At 38.7% G+C, this 877-nt stretch carries 1 protein-coding gene; it reads left to right on the top strand.

Going from position 1 to position 877, the window contains the following annotated elements; translation table 11 throughout:
- Positions 1-179: 179 nt before the first annotated feature.
- A partial coding sequence (locus ACH2DQ_RS23965) for a uroporphyrinogen decarboxylase family protein (RefSeq protein WP_395028564.1) occupies positions 180-877 on the top strand: 698 nt, incomplete at its 3' end.

Genomic DNA, 877 nt, shown 5'->3' on the forward strand with positions numbered 1-877 from the left:
GAGCGATCATATGTAAAGAGGGGATCATAATATGCTGTTTATTCAGCTTTTTAAAATCTTTTTCCCAGATATAGTCATCATCAAAACATTCTGTCATAGGCACCTCCATATAGGGATTTCTTATGATATAAATATAAGGTATGAAAAACATTTTTGCAATATCGTAGAGGAGATATCACATGACATCAAGAGAATTAGTAAATGCAACCCTGGAGTTTCGAAATACAAATGGGAGAATACCCAGGCAGTTATGGCATCTGCCCTGGGCAGATATGAATCACCGAGAGATGGTAGAACGTATCCATAAGGAATACCGGGATGATATCGTAGAAGCGCCCAATCTCTTAAAGACGCCAACCCAGTCCAGGGGTAATTCCTGTGAAGTAGGAGAATACGTGGATGACTGGGGCTGCAGATTTATAAATATTCATCAGGGAATTATAGGTGAAGTAAAAGAAGCATTAATAAAGGATGAGGATTGGCTGGATGTTGAAAGGGTTCATATTCCGGAAGAGCTGCTGGATTTTGATGTGGAAGCGGTTAACAGTTTTTGCAGAAATACAGATCAGTTTGTCCTTAGCGGCTGCTGTCCCCGGCCATTTGAACAGCTTCAGTTTTTAAGAACAACAGAAGAGCTGTATATGGACATTATGGATCCACCCGAAAAAATGATGGAGTTTATATCTAAAATGCATGATTTTTACTGCAGGCTGGTAGAAAAATGGGCACAGACAGAAATTGACGGTATCATGTTTATGGATGATTGGGGAAGTCAGAATACTTTGTTAATCAATCCCGATATTTGGGATCAGATATTTTGCCCCATGTATAAGGATTACATAGATATTGCTAAAAAGTACGGAAAAAAATCTTTCAT

Source organism: Robinsoniella sp. (genome assembly GCF_034124845.1).